Source organism: Aureitalea marina, from assembly GCF_002943755.1.
GTDB lineage: Bacteria > Bacteroidota > Bacteroidia > Flavobacteriales > Flavobacteriaceae > Aureitalea > Aureitalea marina.
The window spans coordinates 1,739,719-1,756,998 of record NZ_MQUB01000001.1 but is presented as its reverse complement, the minus strand read 5'-3'; the positions used below and the strand labels follow the sequence as shown (position 1 = coordinate 1,756,998).

General features: G+C 46.1%; 15 protein-coding genes. 8 read left to right on the top strand and 7 right to left on the bottom strand.

Going from position 1 to position 17,280, the window contains the following annotated elements; translation table 11 throughout:
- The first annotated feature begins 111 nt into the window (after positions 1-111).
- Together BST85_RS08025 and BST85_RS08020 are read left to right on the top strand one after the other, a co-directional pair.
- Positions 112-927, top strand: a complete 816-nt coding sequence (locus BST85_RS08025; RefSeq protein WP_146090684.1) for a glycosyltransferase family 2 protein — start codon at positions 112-114, stop codon at positions 925-927.
- A gap of 1 nt (position 928) precedes the next feature.
- Positions 929-1,339: a sugar 3,4-ketoisomerase gene (locus BST85_RS08020; RefSeq protein ID WP_104812773.1), complete on the top strand. Its 411-nt coding sequence runs from the start codon at positions 929-931 to the stop codon at positions 1,337-1,339.
- Here the strand turns inward: BST85_RS08020 and BST85_RS08015 are convergent.
- On the bottom strand, positions 1,313-2,239 hold the full coding sequence (locus BST85_RS08015) for a glycosyltransferase family 2 protein (RefSeq protein WP_104812772.1): 927 nt from the start codon (positions 2,237-2,239) through the stop codon (positions 1,313-1,315). The two genes, BST85_RS08020 and BST85_RS08015, sit on opposite strands and share 27 nt — an antisense overlap.
- 1 nt (position 2,240) lies before the next feature.
- Positions 2,241-3,107, bottom strand: a complete 867-nt coding sequence (locus BST85_RS08010; RefSeq protein WP_104812771.1) for a glycosyltransferase family 2 protein — start codon at positions 3,105-3,107, stop codon at positions 2,241-2,243.
- 77 nt (positions 3,108-3,184) lie between these two features.
- On the opposite strand from BST85_RS08010, the gene BST85_RS08005 reads away from it, so the two are divergent.
- On the top strand, positions 3,185-4,840 hold the full coding sequence (locus tag BST85_RS08005; protein WP_181039991.1) for a S8 family peptidase: 1,656 nt from the start codon (positions 3,185-3,187) through the stop codon (positions 4,838-4,840).
- A gap of 1 nt (position 4,841) precedes the next feature.
- Here BST85_RS08005 and BST85_RS08000 read toward each other — a convergent pair whose 3' ends face one another.
- Positions 4,842-5,525, bottom strand: a complete 684-nt coding sequence (locus BST85_RS08000) for a cell division ATP-binding protein FtsE (protein WP_104812769.1) — start codon at positions 5,523-5,525, stop codon at positions 4,842-4,844.
- Positions 5,526-5,539: 14 nt separating this feature from the next.
- Positions 5,540-6,010 carry a hypothetical protein gene (locus BST85_RS07995; protein WP_104812768.1) on the bottom strand — a complete coding sequence of 157 codons (471 nt, stop codon included), beginning with the start codon at positions 6,008-6,010 and terminating at the stop codon, positions 5,540-5,542.
- Positions 6,011-6,158: 148 nt separating this feature from the next.
- On the opposite strand from BST85_RS07995, the gene BST85_RS07990 reads away from it, so the two are divergent.
- The 3 genes from BST85_RS07990 to BST85_RS07980 all read left to right on the top strand — a co-directional run bounded on the left by BST85_RS07990 (position 6,159) and on the right by BST85_RS07980 (position 12,662).
- Positions 6,159-9,182 carry a tetratricopeptide repeat protein gene (locus BST85_RS07990; RefSeq protein ID WP_104812767.1) on the top strand — a complete coding sequence of 1,008 codons (3,024 nt, stop codon included), beginning with the start codon at positions 6,159-6,161 and terminating at the stop codon, positions 9,180-9,182.
- A 76-nt stretch (positions 9,183-9,258) separates the two neighbouring features.
- On the top strand, positions 9,259-10,962 hold the full coding sequence (locus BST85_RS07985; protein WP_181039990.1) for a TonB-dependent receptor: 1,704 nt from the start codon (positions 9,259-9,261) through the stop codon (positions 10,960-10,962).
- Positions 10,963-11,018: 56 nt separating this feature from the next.
- Entirely contained in the window at positions 11,019-12,662 is a 1,644-nt protein-coding gene (locus tag BST85_RS07980; protein WP_245917658.1) for an amidohydrolase, read from the top strand.
- 7 nt (positions 12,663-12,669) lie between these two features.
- Here the strand turns inward: BST85_RS07980 and BST85_RS07975 are convergent, their stop codons facing one another.
- Positions 12,670-13,458, bottom strand: a complete 789-nt coding sequence (locus tag BST85_RS07975; RefSeq protein WP_104812765.1) for a zinc metalloprotease — start codon at positions 13,456-13,458, stop codon at positions 12,670-12,672.
- Positions 13,459-13,561: 103 nt separating this feature from the next.
- Positions 13,562-14,266: a class I SAM-dependent methyltransferase gene (locus BST85_RS07970; protein ID WP_104812764.1), complete on the bottom strand. Its 705-nt coding sequence runs from the start codon at positions 14,264-14,266 to the stop codon at positions 13,562-13,564.
- A 17-nt stretch (positions 14,267-14,283) separates the two neighbouring features.
- Between BST85_RS07970 and BST85_RS07965 the strand changes: the two genes are divergently transcribed.
- Entirely contained in the window at positions 14,284-14,781 is a 498-nt protein-coding gene (locus BST85_RS07965; protein WP_104812763.1) for a YkgJ family cysteine cluster protein, read from the top strand.
- Here the strand turns inward: BST85_RS07965 and BST85_RS07960 are convergent, their stop codons facing one another.
- A complete protein-coding gene (locus BST85_RS07960; protein WP_104812762.1) occupies positions 14,782-16,002 on the bottom strand; it encodes an exo-beta-N-acetylmuramidase NamZ family protein in 1,221 nt (406 codons plus the stop codon).
- Between the two features lie 27 nt (positions 16,003-16,029).
- Here BST85_RS07960 and BST85_RS07955 point away from each other — a divergent pair, with 27 nt between their 5' ends.
- Positions 16,030-17,247 carry an ABC transporter permease gene (locus BST85_RS07955; RefSeq protein ID WP_104813948.1) on the top strand — a complete coding sequence of 406 codons (1,218 nt, stop codon included), beginning with the start codon at positions 16,030-16,032 and terminating at the stop codon, positions 17,245-17,247.
- Positions 17,248-17,280: the final 33 nt, after the last annotated feature.

Here is a 17,280-nt window from a genome sequence, read left to right as displayed (position 1 = left end):
ATAATTTTCCGGGCCGATCAAACTTCGAGCTTTCGCCTAAAAAATTAAATTTGCAAGTACCCACGAATTACGTTTAAGTAGTAATCAAAGATACAAAAGCCCAACTTTACAGTGCCTATAGAAATCCTTATCTCGACCATGTTCAAAACAGATCTTTCCTTTCTGGAAGCCATGTTTGAGCACAATCAATTGTCCGATTTCAGGGTGCTGATCGTCAATCAGACCGACGAGGATAAGCAGTTAGAGTCAGATCGGGAAAACGTCCGGGTGATCAATACTTCGGATCGAGGCTTGCCGCAAAGCCGGAACATGGCTATAGCCCATGCACAGAGCGATATTTGTCTGGTGGCGGACGATGATGTTGTCTATGAACCCGAATTGGATGCAATTATTCATCAGGCCTTTGAACACTATTCGGATGCAGCTGTGATCACGTTTAAAATGAATAATTCTGACGGGACACCCTATAGGAGTTATCCGGATGTTACTGCTCATAATGTGGCCTCAGCAGATACGGTAAACGGAGTGGTGATCAGTTTTAGGCGGAAGTCCTTGTTGGACCATAAGGTGGGATATAACATTCATTTTGGACTTGGAACCACTTTTGGGACGGCCAACGAATATGTTTTTATGCGGAACTGCCTGGAGGCGGGCTTGCCCACCTATTTCTACCCGCAAGCTATCTTGTCTCATCCGGAGTTTAGTTCGGGCAAGGACGAAGGAAGTGATAGGGTGGTCTTCGCCAGGGCGGCCTTGCAATTCAAGTATAATGGATTTTGGTCCTATCTTTGGGTGCTGAAATACGTGCGCTTTCTCAAAACTCATGGGTATATTAAGAGTTCCGAGATCTCGCATAAAGTGAGAACAGGCTTTAGAGGGATAGCCAAATATCGATCTCTTCTCAGAGGGGGACAGGAAATTAGATAAGATGTCAGATTACCAGATTATTAGCATACCGAAGATCACAGACCCCAGGGGTAATCTGGCGGTTATTGAGAAGGATGTCTTGCCTTTTGCTACAAAACGAGTTTATTATCTCTTCGATGTTCCCTCTGACTCCCGTCGAGGTGGGCATGCTCATAAAGAGCAAATGGAGTTCCTGATCGCTGTTAGCGGTAGTTTCGATGTAATTCTGGACGATGGTCATCACAGGGAAGTAATTAGCTTGAATAAACCTGACAGGGGTCTGCTGATCCCTACCGGGACATGGAGAGAACTGGAGAATTTCTCTTCTGGTGCGGTGTGCCTGGTTCTTTCTTCAGGCGAATTTGACGAGGGGGATTATCTACGTTCCTACAATGAGTTCCTGCGCTCAAAAGGCGCCCCATCTAAACCCTAATCGGCGGCCAAAATCCTGTAGTTTCTTCAATTTGATCAGGGCATCTTTACTCTGGCCCAGCAGAAAACGTTGTTTTTTGTTGAGATTTTGAACGTCTAACTGCTGATAGAAACGATCAAATTGAACCTCGTCCTGGTTTAGTCTGGCTTGCAGACAAAGCGCATATCGGTTGAGGTCAAGATAAGCCTTAACAGCCGGCCGTTGCTTTTCTTCTTCTGCGTACGCACTGAAATCCGGCTTTTTGGCTAGATCTGTCGCTGTTTGGGACAGACTGTCGGGTGTTCTATATATCCGGCTGGTAACTCTCGGACTAAAAACTACGGAATAATTGAAGCCGAGTCTGATAAAAAGATCGGTATCCTCACCACTCTTTAGACTGGGATCAAAACCACCGACTGCGTCAAATGCTTCTCTGTAAACACCAATTGTCGAGCTATTCACGATCGAATCGCGCATACTGGCTTCAAAAAAATCGACTTCCTGGATTGTGTTGACTGCGTGTAAGCTATAATTTCTCTCTAAGGTCTTATCTCCGATGATCAACTTAGAATTTGTAGCAAAAAATGAGGCGTTGTCATAGGTGGATCGCATTCGGTTCAATTCTTCTAAATGATCTGGAAGCCACTGATCATCAGCATCTAAAAATGCCAGGAAGTGATGAGCGGCTTGTTTTACTGCTCGATTTCTTGCCTCACTAACACCCCTGTTCTTGTCCTCGAATTTTTTAATCCTCACATCCCGAAATGTATCTATCACCTTTTGGCTATTGTCAGTCGAGCCATCGTTCCAGAGGATGAGCTCAAAATCAGTAAAGGACTGATTCAGCACTGACCTTATGGTATCGGTCAGGTATTCTGCCTTGTTGTAAACGGTTATGATAACGGAAATCCCTGATTCCATGTTAGATATTCTTTCCGTAGTGATACAAACGATAAAGATCCAGCGTTCGTATGGAGGGATTTTCTCCGATTAAATTCCTTCTAGCTCCTTCTTTCCATGGAGCGTAGCAGACTCTGTAGAATGGCATCAACCATTTGTACCGATGATGGAACTGTTGGATCCGTGTCAGGTCTGGAGAGAGTGTTCCGTCGGATTCCAGTGCGTAACGTACGCGGTCGGATTCCAGCAGTTTGCTCAGGTAGAGATCGGAAGGCTCCAGACCCAGGTGCCAGACCGGATTTTCGATATGCAAAACTTCGATACCTTTTTTTCGGATACGATCCGAGATCAGCAGGTCGTCCCCATAAAAATTGCCAATGTCTTTGTTCAGATCAAGGAACAACTGCTTTTGGATCATCAAATTTCCTGTCATGACCAAATGAGGATTGACATTTCTTCGCTCCAGAGTTTGCATTTCCCTGCGGCGGCCGTAGGCCCATCTTAAGCGGTATTCCTTATCCGGAACCTGCTCCGAATAGCTGATGCCCCCATGAACTAAACGGGGTTCGGTCTGGATACTTTTTACATACTGCTGCAGAAAATCTGGATTAACCGGTAAGGTATCGGCATCCAGGAAGAGTAGCCAATCGTACTTAGCTTTGCCGGTCAGCAGATTTCTCGTGGTAGATCGTCCCTGGTTCTTTTCACTTCTAAACTGTTTAAAACCTGGAGATGTTAAGATTTGCAGTGATTCACTGGTGAGCTGATCTGAGGCATCATCCCAAACAATGATCTCTACAGCAGTGTCCAACTCGGATCGCTGCTGATCCAATTCCATCAAAAGTGGCTGGACATCATCATTGTGAGTGGGTATGAGGACCGATAGCATAGACAGAAGCTAAATTACCATTTTTTAAAAAGCGAGGTTAATCCATTAGATTTCCGCAGAATCAGTATCTTTTCATAGTGAAAACACAACAACATCAAGGATACACTCTTCGGCTTTCATTTTTTCTCCTGATAGGTCTTCTTTTGAATTCGACTTGGACTGTTCAAGCTCAGCAGGAAGCTTGGTATACCTTGGAGACCGAGGATGCCAATTGGCAGCCGGAGTTCGCAATGACCAATGGGAAAATGGGCTACACCGGTCGTGATCAAAAGCTAAAGGCTGTATTGTCCAAATACGATATTTATCAGTTTACGGAGACCAAGGCTGGTACAGCCGGAAGAGAGGGAATCCGAAAGTTCTTTGTTCGAACTAGTGGGAAGGGGCTAATAGAAGACTTGAAAAAGAATTCCTCATCTCTTTTCAGTAAGGGTAAACGATGGTCGGAGGATGAAATGAAGATCTATGAGCCCAATGATTACGGATCGACCAGTACCATTGGAAGCAATCAGGGAGCGGAGGCCATGCTGGATTATTTGGATGTGTTGGGGTTGCCACAGGCCTGGTACTATTCTACCGGAACTCCCCAAACCGTCTTAGGTGTAGCCGATGGAATAATTGATACACTGCATCCGGAATTTGCAGGAAAGGTAAAGGTCTATCAACTTTCTACTCAATCCAATGGTCATGGTTCTGGAGTTGCTGCTGTACTTGGAGCGAGAGGTGATAATGGGGTAGGTATCCCGGGCATTTGCTACGATTGTAACCTAGCCGCTACCCGTTATGGAGGATTCCGAGACTTTAAACAACTCAGAGAGCTTTCGGACGATGGCGTTAGGGTGATCAATTGTAGTTGGGTTAGCTCCCGATTTTATGATACCGGTCAGGCCGCGGTGGATGAAATGTTTGCCCAAGGAACCGTATTGGTCGCTGGAGCTGGAAACAAGCCTTGGTCGGAAAACAAAGGACAGGACTATATGTATCCTGCATCTTACGATAAGGTGATCTCAGTTTCATCTGTGATGTGGAAGTACGAGAGACCTGAGGACAATTTGAAATACCAAAAATCGGGGAAACCCTATGTTGAAAACATCTTTGGCTTTGTTGGTCGGACAGCTGGCTATAAAGATGGTCGAATAGGCAATCCTATGCGAATTTATCCGGTAGCGACAGCCACTTTAAATTCGGAGGTAGACCTGGTTGCGCCGGCCGTCGGTGTCCTGCAAGGTTCAGCACTGATTTTGGAGGATAAAGTCCAATATATTGAAACGGCAGCCACCTCTGTATCTGCGCCATTTGTGACCGGTACTATCGGATTGATGTTGTCTCTCTATCCTTGCCTTTCAGCCAAGGAGATAGAACCTATTTTGAAACTAACTGCGACCAGGCTGGACAAAATCGCTGTGAATGAGCCTTTCCGAGGTAACTATGGAGCGGGCATGTTACACAGTGGCCGTGCGGTTAAACTGGTTCACGATCTATTTAACCCGGAAGCTACAGCAAGAATAAGCAATCAACGATTTGATCGCTGGAATTTCCCGGTTAGATCCTTTTCTAAAGAAGTGTGCTTTAGTGACCTGGAGATTCTGGAATCTGCTCAATTGGAACTTACCGCATCAACAGCTGTAATTTTGGAAGAGGGGACTCACTTCAAACCCGGACCCGATGGATCAGTTCATTTGAAGATAGACTCCGATATGGAGCAAAACTGTAAACTGAATAAGCGATCAGACTAGATCAAACGGTTTTCTGAACCACCTCGAAGATCTGGTGATCGTCGCATTTAAGGGTTTTATACGGGTATTTCAGGATCAGGGCATAGTCGTGGGTGGCCATTAAGATGGTATTCCCGTTCTGGTTGATCTCTTTTAGTACTTCCATGACCTCTACGCTGGTTTGAGGATCTAAGTTACCTGTTGGCTCATCGGCCAGGATCAGTTCCGGATCGTTCAATAAAGCCCGGGCTATGGCTACTCGCTGTTGCTCTCCTCCAGACAATTGATAGGGATATTTGAAATCCTTGGTCTTCATTCCTACCTTCTCAAGCACCTCGTTGATGCGCTGATCTTGCTTGGCCTTATCCTTCCAGCCTGTTGCCGTTAGTACGAAAGCCAGATTATCTTTGACCGTCCTGTCGTTCAATAACTGGAAATCCTGGAATACAACGCCCAGTTTGCGTCTTAGAAAAGGTATTTCCCGTTCCGCCAGGGTAGACAGATCAAATCCAACGATGGTGCCCTGCCCTTTTTGAAGTGGGATATCCCCGTAAAGGGTCTTCATGAAACTACTTTTACCACTTCCGGTCTTCCCGATGAGGTAGACAAAATCTCCCTTTTTTATCTTGACCGTTACATCGGAAAGGATCAGGTTCTCCCGTTGGAAAATAGATGCATTTTTAAGACTGAGGACGATTTCGCTCATTTTTGGGGCTTTTATTATTGATTGTTTTCGACCTTTTTCAGACGAAGGTTCAATTGATCGATCGTTTCTTGTTGCTGCAAGGTGTAGATCGTCAATTCCTCTATCTTTTCGAGTAATTTCAAATTCATCGCTCTTAGCATTATTCCTTCTTGCTGCATATTAGCAGCGGATGGAAGACCCGGTAGGTGCTTTTTCTCCTCCAAATAAGTTCTCAATTCGGACAATTCCATCAATTGATAATTTGGATTGAGTTCCGATTCGCCATCAAAGTAGGACTCAAATACATAATCCGGAGCCAGTGCACCTTTCATATCGACCTTCACCTCCCGCGTGTGAATAACTCCCTTAACGGTCAGTAATTCATCGGGTTGATTGGTGCCTATTCCCACTTTTCCATTCCGTTCGACAAGGACCTTGGTTTTTTGGGCATGAACAATTTGACCGCTCAAAAGAAGGGCTGTCACTATTAACAATGCATTCTTCATAAGAAAATAATTTGATCCGAAGGTGAAGGTTAAAAATACAGTAATTTTCGCTAGCTGAACGGGTCGTTTGGCCGTTTACATAATTAACGGGAAAATGAGCCGTTATTATGTCAATACGTCATCAATCAAATCAATTAATCCAAATCGCATGCTCCGTCAATTCCTGCTACTACTGCTGGTTGGCTTGACCATTTTTCCCGTATTTGGTCAGCAGACAGCGGTTTTTACCGATCCACTTTCAGATTATAACAAAGCGGTCGAATTGTTTTCGAACAGTCAATTTTTAGCCGCCCAAACCTTATTTACACGAGTCAAGCAGAAGTCCAGTGATCAGACGATACAAGGCGACTGTGCTTACTATATCGCCAGTTGTGCGGTCCGCTTGAACCAACAAAATGCCGACGGTCTGATGGAAGCTTTTGTGGCAGATTATCCAACAAGCATCAAGCGCAACGAGGCCTATATCAATGTGGCCAATTATTATTTTGAGAATGGAAAGTACGCCTACGCCAGGAAGTGGTTTGACAAGGTGGACGAAAATGCCTTGAACGCTGCACAAAAAGAACAATTCTACTTCAATAATGGCTATGCCTACTTCAGTAGCAAGCGTTATGAAGAGGCCCAAAAATACCTGAACCGTGTGAGCAATTCGGAAAAGTACGGTGCGCAGTCCAAGTATTATTTGGGTTATATCGCATATGAAGAAGAAGACTACCAAAGCGCTACTGAATATTTTGAGGAGATAAAGGGAATAGATCGCTATGCGCATGGCCTGTCCTACTACGAGGCGGATATGAACTTCAAGCTGGGAAATTTTGAGAAGGCGATCGAGGTTGGCCTGGAGCAATTTGACCAGTCCAATGCCCGGGAGAAAAGCGAATTATCCAAGATCATAGGCGAGAGTTATTTCAATCTGGAGCAATACGATGAGGCCTTGCCATATCTGCAAGGATATAGGGGTAAGGATGGTCGCTGGTCCAATACGGACTATTACCAATTGGGATATACCTACTACAAACAGGGAGATTATCAGAACGCCATAGGAGAATTCAACAAGATCGTAGGCGGTCGGGATGAGGTCGCACAAAACGCTTACTACCACCTAGCCGAGAGTTATTTGAAACTGGATCAGAAACAGCAGGCACTCAATGCTTTTAAAAATGCTTCGGAGATGAATTTCTCGGCCGAGATCCAACAAGATGCATGGCTCAATTATGCCAAACTTAGTTATGAGATCGGGAATAGTTACCGGCCAGTACCGGAGGTACTGTTGTCCTTTATCGATCAGTACCCGGATAACGCGAACAACGATGAATTGCAAGAATTGCTGATCGACTCTTACATCAGTTCCAGGAACTATGGCGCTGCTCTCGATCTGCTGGAGAACAACAAGAAATTTGAGAATAAGTTGGCCTATCAAAAGGTCGCTTTCTTCCGCGGGGTGGAACTTTTTAACGAGAACCGGTTCCAGCAGGCCAGGGAGCTCTTTCAAAAGAGTCTGAGCGAACCCAGGGATGCCATGTATACTGCCAGGGCGACCTATTGGATAGCGGAGTGCGATTACTTGCAGTCAAATTTCGACGAGTCCCTGATCGGATATCGGCAGTTCATGCAGCTCCCGAGAGCATCGGATACTCCAGAATTCGAGAACAGTGCCTATGCCATTGGGTATAATCAATTCAAACTGAACGACTATCCCGCAGCGATAAGTAGCTTTAAACAATATGTTTCCAAGACCAGTGCGGAAGCCAGTCGGAAAAGAGATGCCCTGGTCCGGATCGCGGATAGTTATTTTGTGACCAGCGATTACCAGGCGGCCATAGACAATTATAGCCAGGCCATTACCCAGGGAACACCAGACCAGCATTACGCGGCCTTCCAACGGGCCATCAGCTACGGTTTCATCGGGAAGATAGAGGAAAAATTAGTCGCTTTGTCCCAGTTCGGAGATCGTTATCCAAATTCCATCTATAGGGACGATGCCTTGTACGAATTGGGCAATACCCTGGTTGCACAGGACAGAACCCAAGACGCCATCGAGGCCTACGATCAGTTGCTAAGACAGTTACCGGAAAGTGGTTTTGTGGCCAGGACCTTATTAAAGAAAGCGCTGATCTATGATAACGGAGGTGATAGCCGGGAGGCCTTGCGATTGTTCAAACAGGTTGCCGGTGAATTCCCGTCCACCCCCGAAGCATTGCAAGCGGTTAGTTCTGCAAAGATCATCTATATAGACCTGGGCGAGGTGGACGAATACGCCCGCTGGGTAAAAACCCTGGATTTTGTGGAAGTAGCCGACGCAGAATTGGACGATGCGGCTTATCAGGCAGCCGAAAGACCTTATCTGGAAAACAAACCTGGGCAGGCCAAGGGTCGATTCGCAGATTATTTGGAGCAGTTCCCCAATGGCAAGCATTCCCTGAAGGCACATTTCTACTTGGCCCAATTGCAGTTTGGTGACAATGAGAAAACCGAAGCCAAGCCTCATTACAAAGCCGTCGCAGACCGGGAACGAAACGAGTTTACCGAGCAGGCCTTGGCCAGACTTTCTGAAATCTTGCTTTCCGAGAATGATTATGGGGAGGCCGTGGCCTATCTATCCCGCTTGGAAACTGTTGCCAATTTCCCTCAGAATGTGATCTTCGCCCAGACCAACAGCATGAAATCGCATTACGAGCTCAGAAATTATTCCGAAGCCGTTCAGTATGCTGAAAAGGTCCTGGCCAATTCTAAGATAGACAACGCCATAAAGAGTGATGCCCAAGTGATCATTGCCCGTTCGGCCATGGAGACGGCAGAAGAAGATAAGGCACGTGCGGCCTACACGGAGGTGTTGAAGATAGCCACAGGGCAGTTAGCGGCCGAGGCTCTGTACTACGACGCTTACTTTAAAAACCAGGATGGAGATTTTGAAGCTTCCAATGCTTCGGTGCAACAACTGGCCCGTGATTATTCAGGTTATAAGCTATATGGAGCGAAAGGCCTGGTCTTAATGGCTCGGAACTTCTATGGCTTGGAAGATGCCTACCAGGCAACTTACATCCTGGAAAGCGTGATCGAAAATTTTGCCGAATTCCCAGAAGTGGTCTCAGAGGCTCGATCCGAGTTGGCCGTTATCAAGGCCGCCCAGTCTAAAACCAATTCGTCTGTAGAAACGGATGGTAACGATTAATCCCCAGATTGTTTTGAAGATGGTAAAAGTTTTAGATCAAATTAGCTTGTCAAAATTTGTAATCAACTTACTACTGGTGCTTCCGTTATTTATCGGAAGTTCTTTGCTGGCCCAGGAGGAGCAAGATTTGGGTACTGAAGTGGTGAATGTGGTGAAACCTTATACACCAAGTGTTTCGGACGCCTTTAAGGTTAGAGAGACTCCGCTTCTGGACGATTCCGTAACGACCCGGAAAAAGGATGTGCGTTACGAGATCTTTTCTGTTCCAGTTGCATCAACTTTCACGCCCGCCAAGGGCCAGGCAGCTACGGTGGAAAAGTCAGAACCCATGAAGTTATACGATAGTTATGCCTCACTGGGCTTTGGGAATTACACTTCTGTTCTGGCAGAACTCTTTAGCAATTTCCAAATTTCCAGAACCGATAATGCAGGCATTTTCTTCAGGCACAATTCCTCTCAGGGAGACATAGACGATGTGTTGTTGGAGAACAAATTCTACGATACCAAATTGGATGGAAATTATATCAGCCGTCAACGCGACCTGGCCTATGAGGTCAATGCAGGGGTTCAACATCAGTTGTTCAATTGGTATGGGCTTAATCCGCTTTTTAACGAGGCCGAAATGGGGGTTGTAGATGCCATCGATCCTCAACAGACCTATTTCAGTGCTTATGCTGGGGGAGAGGTTCAGATGGATGAATCTACATTCCAGGAGGCTAGGGGAAAGCTCTCTATCTTGACCGATGCTTTCTCCTCTTCCGAGTTTAGGGGAGAGTTAGGAGTTGGATTCGATTTTCCGGTGGACGATTTCTCCATCAACCTGCAGGGAGATCTGGATTTTCTGAGCGGTGGGTTCGATCGGGATTATGCCAATCTAATGAAGCTGGATTACAGCTATCTAATAACAGGTATAACTCCGGCCTTCAATTATACCGAAGACGATTTTACAGTCTCACTTGGGGCAGCTGTGGTTTTTGGTTTCGATCTGAAAAATAGCAGTACGGACTTCTATGTCTATCCAAGGATCAATGCATCCTACAGATTGGTAGATGAGGTGCTGATTGCCTATGGTGGTGCCGATGGTGGACTGCGCCAAAATAGCTATGACCAGTTCCGGCAAGAGAATCCTTTTGTGTCTCCAACGCTGTGGATCGCTCCGACCAATGAGCAATACGACGCCTTCCTGGGGTTGAAAGGAAAGGCCTCTAATACAGTGGGATATAACTTGCGTGTGAGTTATGGAAGTCAGGAGAACAGGGCTTTGTTCCAAGCCAATCCGTATAAGGGGATGTCCGTCAATTTTGAGGGGTATGAGAACGGAAATTCATTTGGCATCGTATATGACGATATAAGGACACTGTCTGTGTTCGGAGAATTAAAAGTGGAGATATCGGACAATTTCTCACTTGGTCTGAATGGGTCTTTCTATCAGTACGATCTGACCAATCAGGCGGAACCTTGGAACCTGCCGGACTTTGAGGCCAGCCTCTATTCCAATTTCAATATCACAGAACAGATCTATGGGGGAGTGTCGTTCTTCTTCGTAGGGGAGAGAAAGGACCTTTTTATGAATGAAACCACACCTTTGTTGCCACCAACTTTGATGAGCCTGGATAGTTATTTTGATCTGAATGCTCATGTCGGATATCGGGTAAATGATCGCTTCAATATCTTTTTGAACGGGAGTAACCTCACGGGACAGAATTATCAAAAATGGATGAATTTTCCGGTTCAGAGAATTCAAGCATTGCTTGGGGCTACCTATAAGTTCGATTGGTAAAAGCCTGATAACTAGAGGCGTTTAATACTAGGCTCTGTTTCCGTAAATTTGAGGAAATGAAACACGCCATGAGAAATACCATCCTTCTGGTCGCTGCTTTGAGCCTAGTGGCCTGCCAGCAACACAAAGAGACTGCCGATCTTTTAGTCACCAACGCCAACATTTATACCGTTAACGACAATTTTGACACTGCAGAATCCTTTGCGGTCAAAGATGGACTTATCGTCGCTATTGACAGTGAAGAGTCGTTAGAAGCAACCTATGATTTTGCTCAAATTTACGATGCTGGTGGTAAGAGTATCTTTCCTGGACTGATTGATGCGCATGCGCACTTGTACAACCTGGGTGTGGGGATGCAACAAGTTGACTTGGTAGGCACAACAGGCGCCGAGGATGTGATCCAGAAGGTCTCTTCTTTCCAGGCCGAGAAGCAGATGAGTTTTATCCAGGGAAGGGGATGGGATCAGAACGATTGGGATGTAAAGGAATTTCCAACCAAGGAAATGCTGGACGCAGTTTTCCCTGATACACCGGTTGCCCTTCGCAGAATTGATGGCCATGCACTCTGGGTGAATTCCAAGGCCTTGGAAATGTCCGGGATAACGGCGGATACCAAAATGCCGGGCGGAGAGGTCGTTCTAAAGGACGGAGAGCCTAGCGGTATATTAGTGGATGCACCCATGTCTTTGGTAGGGGCTATTATTCCGCCATTATCCAGGGAACTACAGACAGAAGCTTTATTGGAAGCAGCAGACCGATGCATGGAACTAGGGCTGACCACCGTCAATGATGCCGGTTTGAGCCGGGAGGTGATAGAATTGATCGATAGCCTACAGCAGTCGAACTTATTGAAGTTAAGAGTATACGCCATGGTCAGTAATTACCCGGACAACCTGGATCACTTTCTGAGTAAAGGCAAGATCAAAACACCTAGGCTCAATGTTCGCTCGGTCAAAGTCTACGGAGATGGAGCTTTAGGGTCAAGAGGAGCTGCCATGCGCTCCCCATACTCTGACCAAGATGGTCATTACGGTGCTATGATCACAGATCAGGAAACGCTGACCGCCCTTGCGAAAAGGATAGCCTATGCAGGTTACCAAATGAATACCCATGCCATTGGGGATTCAGCTAATATTGCCGTGATGCGGGCCTATACAGAAGCGCTCAAAGGGAAGGAAGACGCTCGTTGGAAGATCGAACACGCCCAGATTGTTACCCCTGCGGATTTTGATTACTTCTCTTTAAACATTATCCCTTCCGTGCAACCTACTCACGCCACTAGCGATATGTACTGGGCCGAGGACAGGGTTGGTTCCGAAAGGATCAAAGGAGCCTATGCTTTTAAAACCTTATTGAATAAGGCAGGTATAGTCGCTCTTGGAACTGATTTCCCCGTAGAGCGTGTCAATCCCATGCATACATTCTATGCTGCAGTAGCCAGGAAGGACCTTCAACAATATCCTGAGGGCGGATTCCGTATGGAGGAGGCATTGAGCCGAGAAGAAACGATTAAAGGCATGACCATATGGGCGGCTTATTCCAATTTTGAGGAAACCGAAAAAGGAAGCATCGAAGTTGGTAAAATGGCAGACTTTGTGGTCCTTGACGGTGATCTTATGCAGATGGCAGAGGATCAGATACCTAATACCAAAGTGCTAGCAACATTTATCGGAGGAGAGGCCGTTTATAAAGGCCTTTAAGGACGAATTACTTTCCGCCCTTGGCCTGAAGATCTGCTATACACAGCTCATCTAACTGGGGTACCTCATCATTGCGGAATACTTGTCTGAGCATCTCACGCGAGCTCCGCTGAGCCTCAAAATACATCAGACAGTCATTGATAATGCAGTGTTTTCTGTTGATGCCATCCTCGTGGTCTTCATGAATGTCATCTCCCAGGATATTGGTCAGTCCAAGTATGTGTCCGAACTCGTGGTTCAGCGTTGTGATCTCCAGTCTTCCCAGATCAAAATCAGGATTGTCCAGGGAAACATCCCGCAAGGTCTTTTCGTAGACAACCATAGAAGTGTTGCGATAGGCCGTACCTAAGGTAAATCCAGTCTGGGTGTCACCGAAAGCACTGCCGTTGCTAAAGAAGACATAGACGGCTATGGTATCATCTGTATTGAACTGAGTTCTGTTATTGGCCTCTATCTCCCTGATCTCCGTAGCATTGAATGGTGCTCCGGCCGGAGGATCGATCACAGTTTCCACAAATACAATTCCTCCTGGTTTATTGACACGTGCGTTTAGGAAGGTCCTGAATGCATCGATGGTTTCCTGGCGCGGCCGAAACCCTTCGGAATAGACGAATTCGATCACCATTCTTTGGAAGTTGCCCCCGGTAAGCAGATCACCAGCAGAGACACCCAGAGCAAGATTATTTCCGGCGTTTGAATCCTCTTCAGGGCTACTGTCTCCTCCATCGTCACTCTTACAGGCTGCAAGAACAACCAAGAATAACAAACTCAATACTTTCAAATACATTGACTTCATAGCTCACTTTATAGTATAACAAACATACTGTTTAAAATCCTACCTGTTCCGGATTCCATACTTTTTTAATGTACATCCGAGACGTGGAATATTGATTAGGTCGTTACAATAGGGTCAACCTTGCCAGATAATCAAAATGTTCTCCTTCCTGGACGATCTCCATCTGCCAACCGGCGGCACGAGCTAACTCGCTCAGCGTTGCGGAATCCAGGTAGAGCATAGGGAAGGGATGGCTCTTTTCATTCTTATAGCTTACCCAATAATCGACCTCTCCATAATAACGTCCAGCCGGGATCCAGATTGCGCCATCATCTCCTTCTGGATACAGGTATTGCAAATCGCTGCTGTCCAAGAGCACCTGACCTGTTGGTGTAATTAACTTCTTTAATTGGTCCAAGTAGAATGGAACCTTGTCCAGCTTCTCCATAATTCCGCTGCCGTTCATCAGCATAAGGATGGTATCATAGGTTGTTCCCGTAACATCCAAAAGGTTTCTGTGCTCCACATCTTTTACTCCTCTCAGCCGGGCTGCTTGGACCGCACCAGGTGATATATCGATCGCATGTACATCCAATCCTTGCTGTTGCAGCCACAAACTATGGCTTCCGGCACCGCATCCTACGTCCAGAACCTTCCCATCGCTTCGCTGGAGAGCAATTTGTTCCAACGGGGGCATATCGTCATACATGCGAAAGAAATACTGAACCGGCACGGCTTCCTCTTCGCTTATATTGGTTTCGGTCAGGATCTCGGCATGATGATCTCCTAATTGGTAATCCAATAATGCCTGGCCAAAGATGTCTTGCATTTAGTTAATTTTGAGGGATGGACGACTTTCTGAAACAACTTCCAGACCTGGCCAAAGATACACAGAAGCAGAACAAGCGCTTCTTTGCTAAACTGCGCAAGAAACCACCGGCCAAGCTGGATCAGCTTATGCAGGAGTTGCATGAGAATGAATTTTCCAGGACGGATTGCCTGGAGTGCGCCAATTGTTGCAAGACCACCGGGCCTTTATTCACAGATCGCGATATAGAGCGACTGGCCAGTCATTTCCGCATGAAGCCCGGGAAGTTCATCGATCAGTACCTGCGCCTGGATGAGGACCAGGATTATGTATTACAATCGGTACCCTGTCCCTTCCTAGGAACTGATAATTATTGTTCTGTTTACGATGTACGGCCAAAGGCCTGTAGGGAATACCCACACACCGATAGGAAAAAATTCCACCAGATCAGCAATCTGACCATAAAGAATGTTGCTATCTGCCCGGCAGCTTTTAATATCGTTGAGGAGATGAAAAGGCGATTACCTAATTACTGATCAGTCCGGATACAACCGATAGGCCGAACTCATCTCACGATAAGCGCTAAGGCCCGCTTGCCAACTTTCGCGGATTTGCTCCTGGCTCCAACCATCCTTTATCTGTTGCTGCAATTGATCCGTTCCAGCCAGTTTGACAAAGAAATTATTGAAGAATTTGTCCTTGTCAGGACTGTCCTGGTAGGCCTGGATCAACCACTTGAGGTTTAGCTGATCCAATTTTGGATAGTCCCGCAGGTCAATGCCACTACAAGCTTCATTTTTGAACTTAGGATATTTTGCACCTGTATTTGCAACCGGAGTAAAACCATAGCTGTATCGGTCTTCAGGAAGAAATGGAGCACCAAAGACCTGGAATTGGGTCTCGGTTCCCCGACCTGCGCTCACTGGCGTACCTTCAAAGAAACAAAGACTGGGATAAAGATTGATGCTTTGATCATTCGGTAGGTTGGGTGAGGGACGGATGGGTAGTGAGTACAACATGCCTTTGCTATATCCTTGCATTTGGATCACTTTCAGCTCTGGTTGGACCTCATTTTTCAGCCATTTCTGACCATTGATCATCTGGGCATATTCTCCTACGGTCATGCCGTGTACTACGGGCACCGGGTGCATACCGACGAAGCTCTGATTTGCGACTTCCAAAACCGGCCCATCAACATAATGACCATTGGGATTCGGACGGTCTAGCACCATTACGGCAATGCCTTGTTCGGCACAGGCTTCCATGACATAATGCAGGGTGGAGATATAGGTGTAGAACCGAGCTCCTACATCCTGAATATCAAAGATCACCCAGTCCAGTCCTTGCAGCTGTTCCGCACTTGGTTTTTTATTCTTTCCATATAGGGAGACAATGGGTAATCCAGTCTGAGTGTCAACACCATCTTTGACTAGCTCTCCTGCATCTGCCTCTCCTCTGAAACCATGCTCCGGGGCGAAGACCTTCTGCAGTTGAATCCCTCTGCTCAACAAACTATCCACCAGGTGAATATTGCTTCCGTTATTCCGGTAGAGTACTGTGGTCTGGTTGGCCACCACACCAATTTTTTTTCCGTTTAAGAGAGGTAGATATTCATTCATTCTTTCGGCCCCTAAATAGAGTTTAGAACCCTTATCTGAGACAGAATCTGAATAGGTGTTCTGTGCCTGCTGATCCATACAGCCTATCAGCCCAAGGACAAGGAATAAAAACGTATTTTTGAGCAGAATCAATCGCATTTGGAACGGGTCAATTTTGAGTTTTTCATGGCGCGACGAATCGCTACCAACAAAGAATATAAAAGTAGCATTTCGGCCCCAATAATTAAAATTGCCATCACGGCCATCGTCATCGGTATGGTCATGATGATGATCTCCATTGCGACTGGGATCGGCCTGCAGCAAAAGATACGGGAGAAGGTGTCCGCTTTTAACGGGGACATCATCATTTCCAATTTCGACACTAACTTCTCTAACGATTCCCAGATCCCAATTCGTATGGGGCAGGAGTTTTATCCGAATCCTACATCCCTTTCAGGTGTAGAACACATTCAGATATCTGCTTTGAAGGGAGGAGTTATACTAACGGAAACAGAATTTGAAGGGGTAGTGGTCAAAGGTGTTGGTTCGGACTATCGGTGGGATGCCTTTGAAGATTTTCTCATAGCCGGCCGGCTTCCTGACTACAGTGGAAATCTGAACACGGAAATTCTGTTATCATCATTTCTAGCCAATCGTCTTGGGCTCTCGGTGGGTGATAAGGTGAATACCTACTTCTTTGATTCTAAGAATACCAACCGGGCCAGGAGTCGTGGTTTTGAGGTGGTTGGATTGTTCCGGAGTGGTTTTATGGAATTTGATCAGCAGTATTTGTTGGTGGATATTCGTCACATTCAGCGTTTGAACAGATGGGAAGAGGATCAGATCGGGTCCTTCGAGCTGTTTGTGGAAGACTTCGATCAGATCCAGGAAGTGGGAAATGCTGTTTATGAGGATATCGGCAGTGAGCTGGACTCACAGACCATACGCGAAAAATATTACGCCTTATTCGAGTGGCTGGATCTCATCGATTTCAACATCGCCCTGATGATCGGTATCATGATCCTCGTTGCCGGGATCAACATGATAACTGCTTTATTGGTCCTGATTTTAGAACGAACTCAAATGATCGGTATACTAAAGGCCTTGGGTAGCTCAGATTGGTCCATCCGCAAGATCTTTCTATATAATTCGATGTACCTGATCGGGAAAGGGCTGCTTTGGGGGAATATACTAGGCATCGGACTGCTGTTGGTGCAGAAATATTTCAAGGTTTTCCCCTTAGATCCAGATACTTATTATGTTACAGAAGCACCGGTTTACCTGGACCTGGGTTATATTCTGGCCCTGAATGCAGGGACCTTTCTACTCTGTTTGGTCATGCTGCTTATCCCGTCCTACCTGGTGGCCCGAATTCGACCCATCAAGGCGATCCGTTTCGAATAGCATATTTATTAGATAGTGGTAGGGTAAAATGCA

Coding starts and splice junctions, on each gene's coding strand:
- BST85_RS08020 (WP_104812773.1), top strand. CDS start 929: ATGTCAGATTACCAGATTATTAGCATACCGAAGATCACAGACCCCAGG.
- BST85_RS08015 (WP_104812772.1), bottom strand. CDS start 2,239: ATGGAATCAGGGATTTCCGTTATCATAACCGTTTACAACAAGGCAGAA.
- BST85_RS08010 (WP_104812771.1), bottom strand. CDS start 3,107: ATGCTATCGGTCCTCATACCCACTCACAATGATGATGTCCAGCCACTT.
- BST85_RS08000 (WP_104812769.1), bottom strand. CDS start 5,525: ATGAGCGAAATCGTCCTCAGTCTTAAAAATGCATCTATTTTCCAACGG.
- BST85_RS07995 (WP_104812768.1), bottom strand. CDS start 6,010: ATGAAGAATGCATTGTTAATAGTGACAGCCCTTCTTTTGAGCGGTCAA.
- BST85_RS07990 (WP_104812767.1), top strand. CDS start 6,159: ATGCTCCGTCAATTCCTGCTACTACTGCTGGTTGGCTTGACCATTTTT.
- BST85_RS07980 (WP_245917658.1), top strand. CDS start 11,019: ATGAAACACGCCATGAGAAATACCATCCTTCTGGTCGCTGCTTTGAGC.
- BST85_RS07975 (WP_104812765.1), bottom strand. CDS start 13,458: ATGAAGTCAATGTATTTGAAAGTATTGAGTTTGTTATTCTTGGTTGTT.
- BST85_RS07970 (WP_104812764.1), bottom strand. CDS start 14,266: ATGCAAGACATCTTTGGCCAGGCATTATTGGATTACCAATTAGGAGAT.
- BST85_RS07965 (WP_104812763.1), top strand. CDS start 14,284: ATGGACGACTTTCTGAAACAACTTCCAGACCTGGCCAAAGATACACAG.
- BST85_RS07960 (WP_104812762.1), bottom strand. CDS start 16,002: ATGCGATTGATTCTGCTCAAAAATACGTTTTTATTCCTTGTCCTTGGG.
- BST85_RS07955 (WP_104813948.1), top strand. CDS start 16,030: ATGGCGCGACGAATCGCTACCAACAAAGAATATAAAAGTAGCATTTCG.